Source organism: Micromonospora marincola, assembly GCF_056150385.1.
On sequence record NZ_JAXCFT010000010.1, the window covers coordinates 157,252 to 174,207 of the forward strand.

Sequence of the window (16,956 nt, forward strand, 5' to 3'; positions counted from 1 at the left end):
ACGCCCCGGGTGACCCGGGTTCGCCCCGAAGGGGTGAACCGGCGCGGGCCGGGTAACCGCCCGGCGCACCGACGGGGGAGGGACACATGCCGCAGGAGGCCGACCGGGTCCGGTTCGCCACCGCGCCGACCGGGGCCACCGCGCCGATGGGGGCCACCGCGCCGATGGGGGCCGTCGCGCCGAGCGGGGCTGCCGCCGGGGCCGCCGTGCCGTCCGGGGCCGCCGTGCCGCCGCTGCTGGCGTCCCGGTTGGCGCCGCCCCCGTCGCCCGAACCGGTGGTGCTGCGCCCCCGGCTGGTGGACCGGCTGGAGCGGGGCGTGGCCGCACCTGTCACCCTGCTCCTCGCGCCGGCCGGCTGGGGCAAGACGACCCTGCTGTCCGGTTGGGCGCGGGCGGCGCGACCCGGTCCGGCGCCGGTCTGGGTGACCGTGGCCGACGGCGACACCACCGGGCGGCTCTGGGCATACCTGGCCGCGGCGCTGCGCACCGCCGTCGCCGGGAACCCGGGCGAGGGGCCGCCGGTGCCGGACGGCCCGCCCCGGCCGGAGCAGTTGGAGGCGCTCGCCGCCGCGCTCGCCGAGCGGGAGCACCAGGTGCTGCTGGTCCTGGACGACCTGCACCGGGTGACCGACCCGGCGGCGCTGGCCGGGCTGGAGTTCCTGCTCCGCCACGGGGACGGGCGGCTGCGGCTGGTGGCCGCCGCGCGGCGGGAACCGCAGTTGTCGCTGCACCGGTGGCGGTTGGCCGGGGAGCTGACCGTGCTCGGTCCGGACGAGTTGTCGTTCACCGCCGACGAGGTGGCCGACCTGCTTGTCGCGCACGGCGTGCCGGTGCCGGCCGAGGCGGTGTCCCGGCTTACCACGCGGACCGCGGGGTGGCCGGCCGGGCTGCGGTTCGCCGCGCTGGCGCTCGGCGCCGGCGTCGACCCGGCACGCGCCGTGGACCACTTCGCCGGCGACCAGCCGGACGTGGCCGCGTACCTGCGCGGCGAGGTGCTCGCGCCGCTGGACCCGGCGGCCCGCGACGTGCTGCGCCTCGGCGCGGTGGCGATGGCGCTCCGCGCCGACCTGGCGGTCGCGGTGACCGGGCGGGCCGACGCCGGGTGCCTGCTGGCCGAGGCGGCCCGGGAGGGCGGTTTCGTCCAGTCCGACGGCGGCAGCCCGCCCTGGTACCGGCCGCACCCGCTTTTGGCCGACCTGCTTCGCGACGAGTTGGGCCGGCTGCCCGCCGACGAGCTGCGCGAGTTGCACCGGCGGGCGGCCGGCTGGTTCGCCGCGCACGACCGGCCGGCCGAGGCGCTGCGGCACGCGCTCGCCGCCGGTGAGTGGGCCGACGCCACCGAACTGCTTGTCACCCGCTGGCCGGAGTTGGCGCCGGGCGAGCCGGAGCGGGCCGCCGCGCCGGCCCCGCCCGAGCCGCCGGCCGAGGCGGTCCGCCGGGATCCCGAGCTGGCGCTTGCGGCAGCCGCCGAGCGGGCGTACGCCGGGGACCCGGCCGCCGCCGACGGGCAGTTGCGGCGGGCGGTCGCCCACGCCGCCGACCTGCCGGCGCCGCGCCGCGACCGGTTCCGCCGGCTGGCCACCGCGGTCGAGGTCGGCCTGGCCCGGCTCGCCGACGACCCCCAGGAGGTACGCCGGGCCGCCGACCGCCTGCTCGCCACCGCGCCCACCCCACCCGGCGGACCTGCCGTCTCCGGCGTCGACCCGCGCGCCGGGAGCGTCGACGCCGACGACGTGCGGGCGGTCGCGGGCGCGGCGTTGGGGCTGGTGGCGCTGGCCGAGGGGGACCTGTCGGCGGCGGGCGGATGGTTCGCCACCGCGCTCGCGGCGGCGCGCCGGGCCGGCCGGCCGCGCACCGAACTGCTCTGCGCCAGCCGGTCGGCGGTGCTGGAGGCGGCCCGGGGCGCGCTGCGGACCGCCGAGGAACATGCCCGGGCGGCCCTGTCGATGCCGCCCTGCCAGGGCTGGTCGTCCCGGGCGGACTGCGGCTACGCGTACCTGGCGCTGGCGCTCGTGGCCTGGCACCGGGACCGGCCGGCGGAGGCCGCGGCCCATCTGGCGCTCGCCGGGCCGGCCGGCACGGAGCCGGGCGGGGCGGCGCTGGTCGCGCTCTGCCGGGCCGGGCTGCTTGCCGACGGCGGGGAACCGGCGGCGGCGTTGCGCACGCTCACCGCGGCCCGGGCGGTGGCGCCCGGCCCCGAGCTGGCGGCGTGGCTGACCGCCGGCGAGGCCCAGCTCCGCGCCGCGGCCGGTGACCTGGGCGGGGCCCGCGCGCTGCTGGACGTGCCGGGCGGCGACCCGGCCGATCCGGCGCTGGCGCTGGCGTCGGCCGGGCTGCGGTTGCGGTCCGGTGACGCCCGCGCGGCCGAGCGGGCGTTGCCCGACTGGACCGACCCGGCCGCGACGCGCTGGCCGTTGCCGGTCCGGCTGGGTGCCGGGCTGCTCGACGCGGCGCTGGCCGGGGCGGCGGGGGACGGGCGGCGGGCCGGGCGGCTGCTGGAGGAGGTGCTGGCGCTTGCCGAGCCGGAGGACTGCCGGCGGGTCTTCACCCGGGCCGAGCCGGGGGTACGCGACCTGCTGGCAACCCACCGGGACACCGGCACGGCGTACTGGGCGACAGTGGACGACCTGGTGCGTGAGGTGGACGCGCGGCGGGCCGGCGGGGCGCCGGACCCGCCGGCGCGGGCGTTGGGCGAGCCGCTCACCGAGCGGGAGCTGACCGTCCTGCGTTACCTACAGAGCATCCTGACCAACGTGGAGATCGCGGCCGAGCTGTCGTTGTCGGTCAACACGGTGAAGACCCACGTGCGCAACATCTACCGCAAGCTCGACGCGACCCGCCGGCGGGAGGCGGTCCGGCGGGCACGCGAGCTGCGGTTGATCTGACCGACCCGGTCAGGTGTCGGCGGCGGCGTCCACCACGGCCAGGAGTTCGGCCAGCTCGTAGCCGCCGTCGTGGCGGACGTCGTTGACGAAGAGCGACGGGGTGCCGGTGACCCCGCTGCGGATCCCGCCCACGAAGTCCTGCCGGACCCGGTCGGCGTGGGCCTGCCGGGCCACCTCCGCGTTCACCTCGTCGGGCGCCAGCCCGACCTGTTCGACGCCGAGCGACAGGTGCACCGGATCGAGCTGGTCCTGGTGCTCGTAGAGCCAGTCGTGCATCTCCCAGAACCGGCCCCGCGCGCCGGCGGCCTCGGCGGTCTCGGCCGCGTTCTCCGCGTGCGGGTGGACGTTCGTGATCGGGAAGTGGCGGTACGCCAGCCGCACCACGTCGGCCCGCTGGCGCAGCACCTCGGCCAGGTTCGGGTAGGCGGCGCCACAGTACCGGCACTGGAAGTCGCCGTACTCGACGATCGTCACCGGGGCGTCGGCCGGCCCGCGGACGTGGTCCCGGTCGGTGACCGGGATCCGCAGCCGCGCGGTGGTGACCTGCAACGGTGTGGTCATCGGGCGCTCACCCGCCGCCCCGCGGTGAGCAGCCCGTTCGGATCACTCATGCCTCCCACCCTGGCCCGCGCCCGGGTGAGGCCGGCTCACCCGGTTCGGGTGGTACCGGCGGTCACCCCACCCGTACGGCGATCCGGTTGCTCAGCCCGCGTACGCCGGGCAGCCGGGCGACCGCGCGGTCGGCGGCCCGCCGCTGGTATTCCCACTCGACCTCGCCGTGCAGCGTGACCCAGCCGTCGGCGACCGTTACGCGCACCGCCTCCACCGGCAGGAACGCGTCCCATTCCAGGGCGCGCGTCACGGCGGTGTGCGTCGTCCGGTCTGTCTCGGTGGTGGTCTCGGTGGCCATCCGGCTCTCCTCCCGGTCGGTGCGCGCACCCGGTCGGCGCACCTGTGATCCTGCGCGCGACCGGGTGAGCCGCCCCCACCCGGAAAGGATGAGCGTGGGAGCGCTTCCATAGATCGATCTGACGGCGTAGGCTGAGGGTCCCTCGGCTGCGGGAGCCAGCATGCCGACGGGGAGCCCGGGCAGCTCCCCGACGAAGCGTCACCCCCTGCTCCCGTCCCCCCCCATCAGGGCAACCGAGAGGACCGCCCCCCATGCGCACACGCCTCGCCGGCCTGGCCGCCGTCGCGCTCGCCGCCACGGCCGCCGCCGTCGTCGTGCCGCTCGCCAGCACCGGCATGTCCCCGGCCGCCGCCGCCGCGGCCGAGCCGTACACCTGGAAGAACGTCCGGATCGACGGCGGCGGCTTCGTCCCCGGCATCGTCTTCAATCCGACCGAGAAGAACCTGATCTACGCCCGGACCGACATCGGCGGGGCGTACCGCTGGGAGCAGGCGTCCAAGTCGTGGACGCCGCTGCTGGACTGGGTCGGCACGGACCGGTGGGGCTGGAACGGCGTGGTGAGCCTCGCCACCGACCCGGTGCAGACCAACCGGGTGTACGCGGCGGTCGGCATGTACACGAACGACTGGGACCCGAACCACGGGGCGATCCTGCGCTCGACCGACAAGGGCGCCACCTGGCAGGCCACCGAGCTGCCGTTCAAGAACGGCGGCAACATGCCGGGCCGGGGCATGGGGGAGCGGCTGGCGGTCGACCCGAACCGCAACAGCGTCCTCTACTACGGCGCCGAGGGCGGCAACGGCCTGTGGCGGAGCACCGACTATGGGGCGACCTGGGCCAAGGTCACCGCGTTTCCGAACGTGGGCAACTACCGGGCCGACCCGAACGACAGCACCGGCTACCAGAGCCAGAACCAGGGCCTGACCTGGGTCAGCTTCGACAAGAGCACGGGTACGGCAGGCGCCGCCACCAAGACGATCTACGTCGGGGTGGCGGACAAGCAGAACCCGGTCTACCGCAGCACCGACGCCGGCGTGACCTGGGAGCGGATCCCCGGCCAGCCCACCGGCTACCTGGCGCACAAGGGCGTGGTGGACCCGGTCGGCGGCTTCCTCTACATCGCCACGAGCGACACCGGCGGCCCGTACGACGGCGGCAAGGGCGACGTGTGGAAGTTCAACCGGGCCACCGGCGCCTGGACGCAGATCAGCCCGGTCCCGTCGTCGAGCGGTGACGCCTACTTCGGCTACTCCGGGCTGACCATCGACCGCCAGCACCCGAACACGCTCATGGTCGCCACCCAGATCTCCTGGTGGCCGGACGCGATCTTCTGGCGTAGCACCGACGGGGGCGCGACCTGGACCCGGATCTGGGACTTCACAAGCTATCCGAACCGGAGCAAGAAGTACGCCATGGACGTCAGCTCGGTGCCGTGGCTGACGTTCGGCGCCAACCCGGCACCGCCGGAGGAGACCCCGAAGCTGGGTTGGATGAACGAGTCGTTGGAGATCGACCCGTTCGACAGCGACCGGATGATGTACGGCACCGGCGCGACGATCTACGGCACCACCGGCCTGACCAAATGGGACACCGGCGGCACCTTCACCATCACCCCGATGGTCAAGGGGCTGGAGGAGACCGCCGTGCTCGACCTGATCAGCCCGCCCACCGGCGCGCCCCTGATCAGCGGGCTCGGCGACATCGGCGGCTTCCGCCACACCGACCTCAACGCGGTGCCGCCGATGATGTTCACCCAGCCGGTCTTCACAAGCACCACGAGCCTCGACTACGCCGAGACCAAGCCGGCGATCATGGTCCGGGCCGGCAACTTCACCGACTCCGACCGGCCCAACGACAGCCACGTGGCCTTCTCCACCGACGGTGGCGCGAACTGGTTCCAGGGCACCGAGCCCGGTGGGATCAACAACGGCGGCACGGTGGCCGCGTCCGCCGACGGCGGTCAGTTCGTCTGGTCGCCGGGTGACGCCGGCCAACAGGTCGTCCGCTCGGTCGGCTTCGGCAACTCGTGGACCGCCGCCACCGGCATCCCGGCCAACGCCACCGTCGAGTCCGACCGGGTCAACCCGAACAAGTTCTACGGGTTCAGCGGCGGGAAGTTCTACGTCAGCACCAACGGCGGGGCGGCCTTCACCGCCACCGCGGCGACCGGCCTGCCCACCACCGGGGTCAAGTTCAAGGCGCTGCCCGGGGTCGAGGGCGACATCTGGCTGGCCGGCGAGGGCGGTCTCTGGCACTCCACCAACTCCGGCGCGAGCTTCACGAAGATGGCAGGCGTGTCCACGGCGGTTAACGTCGGCTTCGGGAAGGCGGCGCCCGGGAAGACGTACCAGGCGTTGTTCACCGTCGGCACGGTCGACGGCACGCACGGGGTGTACCGCTCCGACGACGCGGGCGCGACCTGGGTGCGGATCAACGACGACCAGCACCAGTACGGCAACGCGGGCGAGGCGCTGACCGGCGACCCGCGCGTCTACGGGCGGGTCTACCTGGGCACCAACGGCCGGGGCGTCCTGGTGGCGGACCGGCTCGGCGGCACGCCCACGCCGACGCCGACCTCGGCCAGCCCGACGCCGACCCCGACGTCGCCGAGCCCGTCCCCGAGCCCGAGCCCGACCCCGACTCCCACCTCGCCGAGTCCCACGCCGACGCCGACCCCCACGTCGACCGGGCGCGGCTGCGCGGCCACCTACACGGTGACGAACACCTGGCCGGGCGGTTTCCAGGGTGAGGTGGCGGTGCGCAACTTCGGCACCACACCGATCGCCGGGTGGACGCTTACCTGGACGTTCCCGGACGGGCAGCGGATCAGCCAGCTCTGGAGCGGGTCGTACACCCAGACCGGCGCGGCGGTGACGGTGACCGACGCCGGCTGGAACGGCAACCTCGCCGTCGGCGGGTCGACCACTGTCGGCTTCACCGGCACCGTCACCGGCGGCAACCGGGTGCCCACCGTCTCCTGCGCGGCCCGCTGACCGATCCCACCGATCCCACCAGGTGGCCGCCCCCGGCACTCCGGGGGCGGCCATCGCCTTTCGTGAACAGGGATGGCCGCCCCCGAGCGTCGGGGGCGGCCATCGCGTCCGTGACCCGGGCCGTGCCGAGGACGGCCGCCGCGTTCGTGACCCGGGCCGTGACCGAGGGCGGCCGGCCGCGTGCGGGTACGAAGTGGGGTCAGCCGTCCAGGCCGGCCGGGGAGTTCGGCCGGTCGACGTCCACGAACTCGATCTCGTCGGCGCTGCGCTCCCGGCTGCTGGCGGCGCGGGCGGCGGTGCCGGCGGCCCAGCCGATGGCGGCGCCGGTCAGGGCCGCCGCGATCAGCAGCGTCCACGGCAGCGCGGGCCGGCGTCCGGCGAGCGCCTCGAACGCGAGGCCGGCCCGGCGGCGCGCCTCGTCGGCGGCGGAGCCGACCAGGTCGGTGGCGTCGTCGGCCAGGCCGGAGGAGTTGCGGCGGGCGGCGTGGGCGGCGTCCCGCACGCTGTCACCGGCGGAGCCGACGGCGGTGAGCAGGTGCTGCCACGCCTGGTCCGCGACCCGCTCGGGCTTGCTGCGGCGGTCCATCAGGCTGGATCCGAACATCGTTCTACCTCCTCGGGTGCCGAAGCCCGACGGCCACTTCGGACTCCGGGTTCATCCGGCGCGTCACGGTTCACTCCCCCGCGCAGTGCCCCGGGGAGCCTCCCGCCAAACCCCACGGTGCTGGATCTTGGTACGGAATCGCCCCTGGAGGGGTGATTCCGTACCAAGATTCTCCGGGCTCCGGGCTCCGGGCTCCGGGGGGCGGAACGGGACGAAGCGGGTGAACGCGCCGAGGGGGCGCGTGTTCGCCGCGACGTGCGTGCGCCCGCTACCCTGGGTCAGCGGATCGGCCGACTCGGACCTGTCGTTCGGCCGATCGCGGTCCGCGTCGAAGGGGAAATTGGAACCCGGAAGTCCGGATTGGGTTCGCCCAGGTGTGCCCAGTCCGCAAATTGCTCATCCCCGGGGGTGGCGACCGGGGCCGTTGGAGGAATACTCTCGGTCGCGGCCCGCGTACTGATGAGGCGCCCGAAGGGGCGAGTGGAGGTGCTCGCGTGAGCCTGTCGATCGTGAAGTCGATGCGTCCGGGTGGTGTTGTCCAGATCGCGCCCCGTGGGGAGATCGACGTCGACACCGCGTACGAGGTGCGGGAGGCGATCGCGGAGGTGCTCGCCAAGGGGCGCCCCGCACGGATCGAGCTCAACATGCGGCTCGTCACGTTCATCGACTCCGTCGGCATCAGCGCCATGGTCTCCGGCTTCCAGACGTGCGAGGTCAGCGGCGTCAAGCTCGTGGTCACCGAGCCGAGCCGGTTCGTGCACCGGCAGCTCTGGGTGACCGGCCTGCTCGGCCTCTTCGGCGCGCCCGAGCCGTGGTTCGCCGACCAGGCGCCCGAGGTGCTCCCCGGCGCCTGAGCGCCACCCGGCCCACCCGCCGTCGGCGTGCCGCTCGACCCCGGCCCAGCCGCCCGCGCCGCGCCGACTCGACCTCGGCCCTCGCCGGTCGGGGACTTTCGACCCGTTGCCAGCCCGGCCCCGGTACGGGACGATCGTCCGGACCCATGACGGCGAGGGGGACGGGTTGCAGAGCAGCGACACCTTCAGCTACACCGTGCAGGCCCGGTGCGGCCGGGCGGACGCGGTGGCCCTGCTCGGCGACCTGAACCGGCAGGGTGAGCTGCATCCCTTGATCGTGCGGGTCCGGCAGTTGCCGCCCCGGCCGGGCGCGCTTGCCAGCTACGCGATCACCGACCGGCTGGAACTCGGTCCGCTGCACTTCCCGGTGACCTACCAGGCGGACGTGCTGATCGCCAACGAGGACGAGGTGGTCACCGTGGCCCGGCAGCAGCCGGCGACGACGGTGCGCAACCACACCCGGCTGCGCGACGAGCCCGACGGCGTGGTGCGGATCGACGTGGAGATCACCCTGACCGCTCCGGCGCCGCTGTTCGGCTACGCGTTCCGGCAGGCCCGGGCCGCCCACCTGGGTCTCGCCGCCCGTCTCGGCGCGACCCTGGAGGGCCGGCCGGCCTGACGCGGCGACTCAGCCGCCCCCACGGCTTGTACGTGGACAGCACGGTGGCGACCAGGAGCAGCGTGGTGGAGACGGCCGGCGGCACCACCAGGTCCACCCGCAGGTGGGTGTCGGCGGCACCGGCGAGCGCGCCGAGGTGCCGGAGCCGGGGAGTGAGCAGGAGCAGCACCAGGCCGAGCATCACGGTGGTGAGCGCGAACTTCACGAGCACCCAGCGCCAGCGCAGCAGGCCCCACGGGGTGAGCAGCGCACTTGCGGTCCCGACCAACCAGACCGCCACGCTCAGCGGCGCGAACAGCCAGGTGGCGAGCAGCGCCGCCGCCGGGTAGACGACCTCCGGGTCGGCGCCGCGCAGCCCGGCCACGCCGAGCGCGAGCAGCCCCAGGTCGGTGCCGAGCCAGCCCAGCGAGGTGACCAGGTGCGCGGTGAGCAGCGCCTTGCGGCCGGCGGGGGAGAGTCGTCGTCCCATGCCACCGATCGTCGACCGCCGCGTGGCCCACGTCGTGGGCCACGCGGCGACACCCGGTGTACGTCGGGGAGCGTAGTGCTCAGTAGACCGACAGGTGCACGTGGTTGGTGTGGTCGCTGGACGGGTCGCCGTTGCCCCCGCTGTAGGACTTCCAGCCGCTGCTGGGCAGCCAGATCTCCCGGAACCAGATCACGTAGAGCACGGCGAGCCGGTCGGCGTTGCGGATGAAGTACGCGGACAGGTTGTTGCCGTACGTCTTGTCGCCGCCGCTGGCCACGCCGCCGAAGCCGTTCTTCTGGGCCGCGAAGTCGCAGGCCCGTCCCTTCGGGTGCTCACCGGAGCCGCTTGGCCGGTGGCAGGAGACGTACCTGGTGAAGCCGGCCGCCTTGGCCTGTTGCAGCGCGTGCAGCGTGCGTGGGGTGATGCAGCCGCTGGCCGGCGTCGGGTCGTTGACGCTGCACGACTCCGCCGGCCACGAGCCGTCGGAGTTGCGCTTGGCCGGCGTCGCGTTCGCCGTGGACGAGCCCCGGGCGCTGCCGCCGCCGCTGCTGCTGCCGGCGCTTGTCGACGGCCGGCGGTTGGCCACCTCGATCGCCCGCTCGGCCTGCTCCTTGCGCTTGGCCATCACGGCGACCTGCTTGCGTTGCTCGCCGATCTCGACGGTGAGCGCGGTGCGGGTGCGGATCGCCTCGTCCCGGGTGGCGATCAGCTCGCGTAGCGTCCGGTCCTCGTGCGCCGCGACCGTCTCCAGGGCGGCGGCCCGGTCCATGAAACCTTCCGGGCTGTTGCTGGCGAGCAGCGCCGCGGCGGTGCCCATCCGGCCGGTGCGGTACGCCACCCCGGCGATCTCGCCGACCTTGGCGTCGCGCTCGGTCAGTTCCGCGCCGATCGTGGTGAGCCGGTCGTTGAGCTGCTTCTGGCGGGTCACCGAGCGGTTCAACGCGGCTTTCGCGTCCAGCCAGCCCTTGCTCGCGGCGTCGAGTTGGGCGCGCAGTGTCGGTGTGCCGCCCTCGTCGTCGTCGCCGGGTGCGGCGGCGAGCCGGCCGGTCGGTGCCGCCGCCGAGGCGGGGGAGACCGGCACGGTCACGACGCCGAGGGCCAGCGTCGCGACGAGCAGGGCCGCCAATCGGGCGGCCGTCCGTCGTACAGGTGCCACTGTGGGCATTCACGTGTCCTTCCGTCAACCGCCGACCGGGTTAGCTGACGGGTTCGGGACGGAAGATCCCTACCGCTGACGCGGATGCACCCCACGTACGTGGTTCCCCGGCTCGCCCTACGGGCGATTAGGCGATGGCCGCTCCGCCGGGCGTCGGAGTGACGCCTGCGGGGTGACCGCGATCGAGCCTACCGGCGCTGCCCGGTGCCGGCTCCACCAGTCGAAGCCGAATACCGGGCAAAACCGGCAATTGCCAACAATAGCCACTCAGATTTAAGTCTGTCCTAATTACCACTCGGTCGGGCCGCAGCCGCCGGCGGACGCTCCGGGTTCGATCTGCAACGTGGCGTGATCGATCGAGAAGTCCTCGTGCAGGGCGGCGCGGGCGGCGGCGAGCACGGCGGCGACCTCGGCGCGCGGGTCGGTGGTCAGGTGCGCCGAGGCGACGTCCATCCCCGAGGTGAGCGTCCACACGTGCAGGTCGTGCACCTCCGCCACGCCGGGCACGGCGGCCAGCCGGTCATGCACCGCGGTCACCTGGAGGTGCTCCGGGGCGGCCTGCACCAGGATGCGCACCGCGGCCCGGCCGAGCCGCCAGGTGCGCGGCAGGATGACCAGGCCGATCGCCACGGCGACCACCGGGTCGGCCCACCACCAGTCGGTGAGCGCGATGACGAGCGCGGCGCCGATCACGCCGAGCGAGCCGAGCAGGTCGCCGAGCACCTCCAGGTACGCCCCGCGCAGGTTGATGCTCTCCTGCGCGCCGGGTCGCAGGAGCGCGAAGGCGGCGATGTTCGCGAGCAGCCCGAGCACGGCGACCACGAGCATCGGCCCGGCGAGCACCTCGGGCGGCTCGCCGAACCGGCGTACCGCCTCGACCAGGACGTAGACCGCGACGGCGCCGAGCAGCACCGCGTTCGCGAGCGCGGCGAGCACCTCGAGCCGGTAGAGCCCGAACGTGCGCTGCGGGTCGGTCCGGGCGCGCCGGGTGGCGGTGATCGCGGCGAGCGCCATGCCGATGCCGAGCACGTCGGTGAACATGTGCCCGGCGTCGGAGAGCAGCGCGAGCGAGCCGGTCGCGAAGGCGGCCACCGCCTCGACGAGCATCAGCACGGTGAGCAGCGCGAACGCCGCCCAGAGGCGGCCCCGGTGGCGGTGCGCCGCGTTTGTCACCGCGCCGCTGTGGTCATGACCTGCGCCCACGCGCACACCTCCGCCCCGTGCCTCGGCCGGAACCAATCTATGCTCACATCGCTATGTGTGCAAGTGAGGGTGGCTCACCCCACCGGGTCGAGCGTGGTCAGGCGCTGGGTGGCCCGGGAGAGGGCGACGTAGAGCGTGCGTACCCCCGAGCCGGGATCGGCCCGGATCTCGCCCGGCGCGACGAGCACCACCCCGTCGTACTCCATGCCCTTGGCCTGGAGGCTTGTCACCACCTGGAGCCGGCCGGCGCCGAGCTGGCCCAGCCAGCCGGCCACCTCGTCCCGGCGCGGCACCGGCGTGATCACGCCGACCGTGCCCTCGACCTCGGCCAGCAGCGCCCCGGCCGCCTCGACCGTGGCCGCGGGCAGCTCGGCGGCGGCCACCCGGCGCTGCACCGGCGGCACGCCTGTCGAGCGCACCGCGTCGGGAAGCGTCAGGTCCGGGTACAGCCGGCGGATCTCCGCCGCCGCCACCGCGAAGATCTCCGCCGAGTTGCGGTAGTTCGTGGTCAGCTCGTAGCGGTGCCGACGGCGCCGCCCCAACGCCTGGTCCCGGGCCCGGTCCAGTTCCTGCGGGTCACCGGTCCAGGCGGTCTGCGCCGGGTCGCCGACCACGGTCCAGGACGCCAACCGGCCGCGCCGCCCGACCATCCGCCACTGCATCGGCGAGACGTCCTGCGACTCGTCCACCACCACGTGGGCGTAGTCGCGGTAGTCCGTCGGGCGCTCCCGCGCCGCCGCGCGGGCGGCACGCTGCCGATCGGCGTACGTGCTCAGCTCGCGCACGCCGCCGGCGAGCTGATACGGGTCCCGCTTCGGCCGGGCCCGCTGCACCGGCTTGCCCAGCAGCGCGTCCAGCTCGTCGAGCAGGGCGATGTCGGCGACCGTCGGCCCCTCGTCGGCGAGCGTCAGGTAGGCGTCGGTGAGCAGCCGGATCTCGGCCGAGGAGAGGATCCCGCCGGCGTACCGGCGCAGCCGCTCGGGCCGGGCCAGCCAGCCCAGCACGTGGCGCGGGTGCAGCCGGGGCCACCAGGCCCGCAGGAAGTCGCGGAACTCCGGCCGCTCGATGATCTCGTCCTCGAACGCGGGCTGCTCCGGCAGCCGGCCCACCCGCAGCGTGCGGGCCTGCGCGTAGAGCGCCGCGAGGACCGCGTCGAACGCCGCCCGGCGCACCTCGTTGCGGCGCGCGCCCCGGGACAGCGTCCGGTCCCGCACCGCGTCGAGCGCCTGCCGCTCCAACCGCAGTAGCTCGCCGCGGTAGAGCAGGCGCAGCTCGGCCGGGGAGTCCGGCACCGCGTCCCGCGCCGCCCGCTCCAGCACCCGGCGCATCCGCAGCGACCCCTTCACCGACGCCACCTCCGGCGGGTCGGTCCGCGTCGCCGACAGGCCCGGGAACAGCGAACCGAGCGAGCGCAGCGTGGCGGTCTCCTCGCCGAGCGAGGGCAGCACCGAGGCGATGTACTCGACGAACACGCCCGACGGGCCGACCACCAGGATGCCGCCGCCGGCATAGCGGGACCGGTCGGAATAGAGCAGGTAGGCGGCCCGGTGCAGCGCCACCGCCGTCTTGCCGGTCCCCGGACCGCCGGAGACGATCGTGACACCGTTGCCGGGGGAACGGATCGCCTCGTCCTGCTCCCGCTGGATGGTGGCGACGATGTCCCGCATGCCCCGGCCGGTGGCCCGGGACAGCGTGGCCAGCAGCGCGCCGTCGCCGACCACCGCCATGTCCGCCGGGGCGGCCTCCGGATCAAGCAGGTCGTCCTCGATCCGGGTCACCTTCTCGGCGGCCGACTGGATCGTGCGCCGGCGCACCACGCCGCGCGGCTCGGCGGGGGTGGCCTGGTAGAACGCGGCGGCGGCGGGGGCCCGCCAGTCCACCACGAGCGTCTCGGCGTCGTCGGCGCGTACGCCGAGCCGGCCCACGTGCAGCACCTGCCCGGTGCGCAGGTCCAGCCGGCCGAAGACCAACCCCTCGTGCTCGGCGTCAAGCACGTGCCGGCGCTGGGCGGCGTGGAAGACCATCGCGTCCCGCTCGACGAGCGCGCCGAAGGTGCCGACCCGGGCCAGCCGGTAGCCCTCCCGCTCGGCGTCGGCCGCGGACCGGCGCAGTTCGGCCAGCCGGGCGTACACCCGGTCGAGGTGCCGCTGCTCGGCGGCGATCTCCCGGTCCAGCGTGGTCTGGTCGGTCAACGCGGCGCTCCTGTGTTCGGACGGCACGACGGGCTGAATGAGGGTACGGGCCGCCGGCAAACCCGATGTCAGGGCCATGCCGCTCGGCCCGTTTTCCGGCACCTCCCGAGCGGGTCCGGGGAGCGGTCAGGCGGCCACCGTCCGGCGGGCCGGCGTCGTCCGCCGGGCCTTCCGGGGATTCGACGCCTTCCGGCGGCTCGGCGCCGGCGGTCCGGCGAGCACCCGGCGCAGCACGCCGGCGACGGCGGCGTTCACCTCGTCCGGGCGCTCCATCATCAGCATGTGGCCGGCGCCGGGGCAGACGGTCAGCTCCGTGGTGGGCAGCGCCGCCGCGATGGACTCGGCGCAGGGCGGCGGGGTGAGCCGGTCCCGGTCACCGACGAGCGCGGCGGCCGGCAGCCCGCCGAGCGCCGCGAGCGTGTCCAGCCGGTGCTGGGCGCCGATCGACGCGCGGAACCCGCCGATCGAGCGCAGCGTGGCGCGCGCCACCGCGGAGGTGACGAGCCGGATGTCCGCCGGGTCGCAGCGGTCGCCGAAGAGCATCCAGCGGATGCTGGGGCGCAGCGCGCGCAGCAACGCGCGCGGCGGTCGCCAGCCGCCGCAGCGGGCCAGCACGCCGGCGCCTGTGGTCTCGGCGAGCCGGATCAGGCGCGCGATCCGGGGCGAGAGGCCGTAGGCGGTGTGCGTGTGCCCCTCGGCCGTGGTCGAGACGAAGACCAGGCCGGCGGTGCGGGCGGCGAACCGGTCGGGGTGGCGGTGCGCGTACTCCATCACCGTCATCCCGCCCATCGAGTGCCCCACGAGCACCACCGGGCCGGACGGGGCGAACTCGTCGACCACCGCGGCCAGGTCGTCACCGAGCTGGGCCAGGGTGGCGTCGCGCAGCGTCAGGCAGCTCGACCGGCCGTGCCCGCGCGCGTCGTAGGCGATCACCCGCACCCGGTCACCGAAGCGGTCCCGCAGGTCGGCGACCTGGCGGTGCCAGCTCCGCCCGTCGAGCGTCCAGCCGTGCAGCAGGACCACGGTGACCTCGGCGTCCACCGGTCCGGTCGCCGTGACGTGCAGGCGTACGTCGTCGGGAAGTCGCAGTTCCATGGTCCACCTCCCGGGCCGTCGGGGTGCGTCACCGGAGCGACCCGGTGGTGACACCGGCGTTACCCGCCAGGACACCACGGCAACCGGGACGGCAGAAGATTCACCGTCCGCCCGCGCCGGGTCGGATCGGTGACCAGGCTGGGGGCATGCCGCCCACCCCCGCCGCCCGGAGCCCCCGGGCCGCCCTGGCCGAGCTGTTGACCGGCAACCGCCGCTTCGTCAGCGGCCAGCCGCTGCACGGGCACGACGTCAGCGCCGCCGCCGCGGTGGCCTCCGGCGACCAGCAGCCGTACGCGGTGGTGCTGGGCTGCATCGACTCCCGGGTGCCGCTGGAGGCGATCTTCGACCAGACGTTCGGCTCGATCTGCGTGATCCGCACCGGCGCGCACGTGCTGGACCGGGCGGTGTGCGGCTCGATCGAGTACGTGGTGGGGCAGCTCGGCGTACGGCTGGTGATGGTGCTCGGCCACGAGCGCTGCGGCGCGGTGGGGTCGGCGGTCGACGCGGTGCGCACCGGGCGGAGGCCCGGCGGCGCGCTTGCCTACGTGGTGGACCGGATCGCCCCGGCGGTGGTCGAGGTCGGCGTGGACGACCCGGCCGTCCACCCGCTGGCGATCCGCCGGCACGTGCGGCGGACGGTGGCCGCGCTGCGCGCCGACGACCGGCTCGCCGGTCCGGTGGCGGCCGGGGAGCTGGGCGTGGTGGGCGCGCTCTACGAGCTGGCCACCGGTGCGGTCACGGTGCTGCCGGAGGGGGATACGCGCGACCGCCCGCCGGGGTGATCCCCGACGGGCGGTCGCGATGGTGCGGGTGAGGGCGCTCAGCCCTCGAAGACACCGGCCTCGACGAGACGCTTCTCGGTGGCGTCCCAGCCGTGGTCCGGGTGGGTCTGGGCCAGGCCGTTGATCTCGGCCCGGATCTTGGCGGCGTGGCCGGCGGCGGCCAGCACCCGGATCTCCTCGACGAAGGCGTCGGAGTCGGTGCGCAGGTGCGCGGTCTTGCCGTTGGTCAGGTTACGCACGTAGGCGTGCTTGCCGCCGTTGAGTGGGATGAGGTACTTGAACTCGCCCAGCACGCTGAGGGCGCCACCCTGGCCAGCCTGGCCGGCCCGGACTGACGCGCGCGCGGTCTTAGAGGTGTTGCTCGCCACGGAGGTACTCCTTGCAGACGTACGGTGGGGACGGAAGCCGTCCGGGGGCTGTGCGAGTGACGCCCGGGGTGAGCGCCGGCCCGCGAAGACGTGCGGCGGCACAGAACCGCCCAGAGAACTGTACACGAACACGACACCTGGCTGGTGGTCGCGCCGTCTGCCGGACACAACCGGGTCGGCCACCTGGCTATTTCCCGCCGCCCGACCCCGGCGAATTTTCCGATTCGCTGGCGCACCACCTGTCACAGCGGTCATCATGTGTGCCAGAGACCACTCGGGTGACGAGGTCGTAGGGGAAGACGCACCTCGGCTCACCGGGAGGTCACCGTGCCAACGCGTGGCGTCGTATACGTCCACTCGACCCCGCTCGCCGTGTGCTCGCACGTCGAGTGGGCGATCGCGCGCGTCCTCGCCGCGCCGGTCAACCTGCACTGGACGGGTCAGCCCGTCGATCCCGGCGCCCGCCGCGCCGAGTGCGGCTGGACCGGCAGCCCGGGGACGGGCGCCGAGCTGGCCGCTGCCCTCCGGCAGTGGCCCATGATCCGTTTCGAGGTGACCGAGGAGCCCAGTCCCGGCGTCGACGGCGAACGCTTCATGTACGTCCCGGGCCGGGGCCTGTTCCGGGCCACGGTCGGCGCGGCCGGCGACATCCAGCTCGGCGAGGACCGACTACGCAGCCTGATGGCCGCCGCCCGGGCCCCGGAGGCGCTCGCGCACGCCCTCGACAAGGTGCTCGGCACCGCCTGGGACGCCGAGTTGGAGCCCTACCGGTACGCCGGCGACGGCGCGCCGGTGACGCTGCTCACCCGGGTGGGGTGACGGCGGG

The 16,956-nt window shown here is 74.7% G+C and carries 14 protein-coding genes, 1 pseudogene and 1 riboswitch; of the genes and pseudogenes, 6 read left to right on the plus strand and 9 right to left on the minus strand.

Annotated features, from left to right (window positions below; translation table 11 throughout):
• Window positions 1–86: 86 nt before the first annotated feature.
• A complete protein-coding gene (locus SM450_RS21340) occupies window positions 87–2,885 on the plus strand; it encodes a winged helix-turn-helix domain-containing protein (protein WP_474621509.1) in 2,799 nt (932 codons plus the stop codon).
• Between the two features lie 9 nt (window positions 2,886–2,894).
• Here the strand turns inward: SM450_RS21340 and SM450_RS21345 are convergent, their stop codons facing one another.
• Window positions 2,895–3,446 carry a DsbA family protein gene (locus SM450_RS21345; RefSeq protein ID WP_474621510.1) on the minus strand — a complete coding sequence of 184 codons (552 nt, stop codon included), beginning with the start codon at window positions 3,444–3,446 and terminating at the stop codon, window positions 2,895–2,897.
• 121 nt (window positions 3,447–3,567) lie between these two features.
• Window positions 3,568–3,766: pseudogene (locus SM450_RS21350) on the minus strand (BON domain-containing protein); the annotation flags it as partial.
• A gap of 280 nt (window positions 3,767–4,046) precedes the next feature.
• Here SM450_RS21350 and SM450_RS21355 point away from each other — a divergent pair.
• Window positions 4,047–6,788 (plus strand): cellulose binding domain-containing protein, encoded by a 2,742-nt coding sequence (locus SM450_RS21355; protein WP_474621511.1) that lies wholly within the window; start codon window positions 4,047–4,049, stop codon window positions 6,786–6,788.
• A gap of 199 nt (window positions 6,789–6,987) precedes the next feature.
• On the opposite strand, the gene SM450_RS21360 is transcribed toward SM450_RS21355, so the two are convergent.
• Window positions 6,988–7,392, minus strand: a complete 405-nt coding sequence (locus SM450_RS21360; RefSeq protein WP_474621512.1) for a hypothetical protein — start codon at window positions 7,390–7,392, stop codon at window positions 6,988–6,990.
• Window positions 7,393–7,886: 494 nt separating this feature from the next.
• Here SM450_RS21360 and SM450_RS21365 point away from each other — a divergent pair, with 494 nt between their 5' ends.
• Together SM450_RS21365 and SM450_RS21370 are read left to right on the plus strand one after the other, a co-directional pair.
• Window positions 7,887–8,246: an STAS domain-containing protein gene (locus SM450_RS21365; RefSeq protein ID WP_474621513.1), complete on the plus strand. Its 360-nt coding sequence runs from the start codon at window positions 7,887–7,889 to the stop codon at window positions 8,244–8,246.
• A 106-nt stretch (window positions 8,247–8,352) separates the two neighbouring features.
• Entirely contained in the window at window positions 8,353–8,865 is a 513-nt protein-coding gene (locus tag SM450_RS21370) for an SRPBCC family protein (RefSeq protein WP_474621514.1), read from the plus strand.
• Here SM450_RS21370 and SM450_RS21375 read toward each other — a convergent pair.
• From SM450_RS21375 to SM450_RS21395, 5 genes are all read right to left on the minus strand, one after another.
• The gene (locus tag SM450_RS21375; RefSeq protein WP_474621515.1) at window positions 8,753–9,334 is read right to left on the minus strand and encodes a hypothetical protein; all 582 of its coding nucleotides are present in this window, start codon (window positions 9,332–9,334) and stop codon (window positions 8,753–8,755) included. The two genes, SM450_RS21370 and SM450_RS21375, sit on opposite strands and share 113 nt — an antisense overlap.
• A gap of 79 nt (window positions 9,335–9,413) precedes the next feature.
• Entirely contained in the window at window positions 9,414–10,499 is a 1,086-nt protein-coding gene (locus tag SM450_RS21380; protein ID WP_474621516.1) for a coiled-coil domain-containing protein, read from the minus strand.
• Window positions 10,500–10,504: 5 nt separating this feature from the next.
• Window positions 10,505–10,634: riboswitch (cyclic di-AMP (ydaO/yuaA leader) on the minus strand.
• Between the two features lie 144 nt (window positions 10,635–10,778).
• On the minus strand, window positions 10,779–11,693 hold the full coding sequence (locus SM450_RS21385; protein ID WP_474621517.1) for a cation diffusion facilitator family transporter: 915 nt from the start codon (window positions 11,691–11,693) through the stop codon (window positions 10,779–10,781).
• A gap of 74 nt (window positions 11,694–11,767) precedes the next feature.
• Complete coding sequence (locus tag SM450_RS21390; RefSeq protein WP_474621518.1) at window positions 11,768–13,885, minus strand: HelD family protein; 2,118 nt, start codon at window positions 13,883–13,885, stop codon at window positions 11,768–11,770.
• Window positions 13,886–14,011: 126 nt separating this feature from the next.
• Complete coding sequence (locus SM450_RS21395) at window positions 14,012–14,980, minus strand: alpha/beta fold hydrolase (RefSeq protein WP_474621519.1); 969 nt, start codon at window positions 14,978–14,980, stop codon at window positions 14,012–14,014.
• Window positions 14,981–15,126: 146 nt separating this feature from the next.
• Here SM450_RS21395 and SM450_RS21400 point away from each other — a divergent pair, with 146 nt between their 5' ends.
• Window positions 15,127–15,762 (plus strand): carbonic anhydrase, encoded by a 636-nt coding sequence (locus tag SM450_RS21400; RefSeq protein ID WP_474621520.1) that lies wholly within the window; start codon window positions 15,127–15,129, stop codon window positions 15,760–15,762.
• A gap of 38 nt (window positions 15,763–15,800) precedes the next feature.
• Here the strand turns inward: SM450_RS21400 and SM450_RS21405 are convergent, their stop codons facing one another.
• Complete coding sequence (locus SM450_RS21405) at window positions 15,801–16,130, minus strand: hypothetical protein (protein WP_474621521.1); 330 nt, start codon at window positions 16,128–16,130, stop codon at window positions 15,801–15,803.
• 327 nt (window positions 16,131–16,457) lie between these two features.
• Here SM450_RS21405 and SM450_RS21410 point away from each other — a divergent pair, with 327 nt between their 5' ends.
• A complete protein-coding gene (locus tag SM450_RS21410) occupies window positions 16,458–16,949 on the plus strand; it encodes a DUF3145 domain-containing protein (RefSeq protein ID WP_474621522.1) in 492 nt (163 codons plus the stop codon).
• Window positions 16,950–16,956: the final 7 nt, after the last annotated feature.

Bases quoted from the DNA above. Each gene is read 5' to 3' on its own strand.
- SM450_RS21340 (WP_474621509.1), top strand. From the start codon at position 87: ATGCCGCAGGAGGCCGACCGGGTCCGGTTCGCCACCGCGCCGACCGGG.
- SM450_RS21345 (WP_474621510.1), bottom strand. From the start codon at position 3,446: ATGACCACACCGTTGCAGGTCACCACCGCGCGGCTGCGGATCCCGGTC.
- SM450_RS21355 (WP_474621511.1), top strand. From the start codon at position 4,047: ATGCGCACACGCCTCGCCGGCCTGGCCGCCGTCGCGCTCGCCGCCACG.
- SM450_RS21360 (WP_474621512.1), bottom strand. From the start codon at position 7,392: ATGTTCGGATCCAGCCTGATGGACCGCCGCAGCAAGCCCGAGCGGGTC.
- SM450_RS21375 (WP_474621515.1), bottom strand. From the start codon at position 9,334: ATGGGACGACGACTCTCCCCCGCCGGCCGCAAGGCGCTGCTCACCGCG.
- SM450_RS21380 (WP_474621516.1), bottom strand. From the start codon at position 10,499: ATGCCCACAGTGGCACCTGTACGACGGACGGCCGCCCGATTGGCGGCC.
- SM450_RS21395 (WP_474621519.1), bottom strand. From the start codon at position 14,980: ATGGAACTGCGACTTCCCGACGACGTACGCCTGCACGTCACGGCGACC.
- SM450_RS21400 (WP_474621520.1), top strand. From the start codon at position 15,127: ATGCCGCCCACCCCCGCCGCCCGGAGCCCCCGGGCCGCCCTGGCCGAG.